Source organism: Rhodopseudomonas sp. BR0C11 (assembly GCF_010820945.1).
In the GTDB taxonomy this organism is placed as follows: Bacteria; Pseudomonadota; Alphaproteobacteria; order Rhizobiales; family Xanthobacteraceae; genus Rhodopseudomonas; species Rhodopseudomonas palustris_H.
The window spans coordinates 1-1,930 of the sequence record NZ_QTKI01000608.1 but is presented as its reverse complement, the minus strand read 5'-3'; the positions used below and the strand labels follow the sequence as shown (position 1 = coordinate 1,930).

2 protein-coding genes and 1 pseudogene are annotated in these 1,930 nt (G+C 68.2%); 1 reads left to right on the top strand and 2 read right to left on the bottom strand.

Annotated features, from left to right (window positions below):
• Positions 1-1,039 (top strand): alanine racemase (alr, locus tag DYI24_RS25730; protein WP_164574324.1); only part of this gene is annotated, 1,039 nt, incomplete at its 5' end.
• Positions 1,040-1,165: 126 nt separating this feature from the next.
• Here the strand turns inward: alr and DYI24_RS25725 are convergent.
• Both DYI24_RS25725 and DYI24_RS25720 read right to left on the bottom strand, forming a co-directional pair.
• The gene (locus DYI24_RS25725) at positions 1,166-1,423 is read right to left on the bottom strand and encodes a hypothetical protein (protein WP_164574323.1); all 258 of its coding nucleotides are present in this window, start codon (positions 1,421-1,423) and stop codon (positions 1,166-1,168) included.
• A pseudogene (locus DYI24_RS25720) lies at positions 1,420-1,930 on the bottom strand (hypothetical protein); the annotation flags it as partial. The pseudogene DYI24_RS25720 and the gene DYI24_RS25725, both read right to left, overlap by 4 nt.

Genomic DNA, 1,930 nt, shown 5'->3' with positions numbered 1-1,930 from the left:
TGGCTGCGGCGCCGGGCCCGTCACCAAGGCGCTGCTCGCGGCCGGCTGCAAGACCTTCTTTGTCGCCACGCTCAGCGAAGCACGCATCGTGCGCGAAGCCGCCCCCGAGGCGACGCTGTACGTGCTCGACGGGTTCTTCCCGAACTCCGGCGACGAATTCGCCAAGCTGAACTGCCAACCGGTGATCGGTGATCTCTACGAGCTCGCCGAATGGGACGTGTTCTGCCGCCGCACCGGCTGGCGCGGCGGTGCCGCGCTCCACATCGACACCGGCATGAGCCGGCTCGGCCTGACCGTCGTCGAGGCGCAAGGCATCGTGCCGCGCATCATCGCCGGTGACCATGGCATCACGCTGGTGATCAGCCACCTCGCCTGCGCCGATCTCGTCAACCATCAGCTCAACGCCAAGCAGGCGGCGGCATTTCGCGAGATCGCCGGTCAGTTCGCCGGCGTGCCGGCGTCGCTGTCGGCGTCGTCCGGTATCTTCAGGGGTCCGCAGTTCGCGTTCGATTTGGTCCGCCCCGGCGCGGCGCTGTACGGCATCAATCCCACGCCGGAAGCCGACAATCCGATGCAGCCGGTGGTCGACCTGAAAGCGCGGATCGTCCAGGTCCGCAGCGTCGAGCGCGGCGACACCGTCGGTTACGGCGCGACCTGGAGCGCACGGCGCCCGAGCAAGATCGCGGTGGTGTCGGCGGGCTATGCGGACGGTTACTTCCGCGCCGCCGGCTCGAGCGATGGCACCCGCGGCGCCGACGTGATCATCGCCGGCCAGCGCTGTCCGATCGCCGGCCGGATCTCGATGGACCTGCTCGCGGTCGACGTCACGGACCTGCCCGCCAACGCCGCGCGCCGCGGCATGATGGCGACCCTGATCGGCGACGGCATCACCGTCGACGAACTCGGCCATCACTTCGGCACGATCGGCTACGAAGTGCTCACCAGCCTCGGCCGGCGCTACACCCGGATCTACAAAGGCGGCGACGCCAAGCCGGCGACCGAACCGGCAGCGGTCGAGCCGGCGGCACCGGCGAGCTGAGGCCCCGCTTCAACTACAGCTCTCCCCGTCATTGCGAGGAGCGAAGCGACGAAGCAATCCAGCCCAGTGCACTGCGCTGGATTGCTTCGCTTGGCTCGCAATGACGGATGGGCCTCGCTTAACTTTTCAATCCTCGTGGACCAGAAACAGAAAGCCGGTGATCGCCGCCATGAAGGCGAATGATCCGGCGACGCCGACCACGAAGATGATCCGCACCAGGATCGGCGCCTCGCTGGTCGCGATCACGCTCGACAGACCGAAGTAATTGTTGAACAGCACGAGGCCGGCGAACAGCGCGCCGAACGCCGCGCCCATTCCGAAATGGCCGGCGACCTGACGCCACTTGCGGCGTTCGTAATCGCTATCGTGACGGCGTGGGGTCATTGCGCCGGCGAGCTTAGCGCACCGGCATGAACGCGGCCAGCGGAACCCGGCTCGACCTTCGGCGGCGTCACGCGATACAGCGCAACATAGTTGCCTCGATAAACCGGCGAGAGCTCCGGCGTCGGCGCCGTGGCCGGCGGCTCCAGCATCAGCACCGCGTCGAAGCGGTGCGGCCAGTCGGCGAGATAAGTCTTGCAGCGGTGCCCCGCCTGCCCGACCTGCAGCGACGCCGTCTCCATCAATAGCCCCAGCTCCACCGGCTCGCACAGCGGCGCCGCATAGGAGGCGAAGGCCGGCTTCACCACCAGCGGCTGCTGCGTGGCGTCGGCGAACATCAGCGGCCAGAACGCGCGCCGCTCGATCGTCAGCAGCGCACCGACGTGGTTGTCGAGCGGAAAGTAGCGGGCCAGCGCGCGTCCGGCCTGCGCCGCGGCAATGATATCGACCTCGCGGCCGCGGGCCATCAGCACCCTCTCGCCAGGCTCGACATGAGCGATCGCAGCGCGC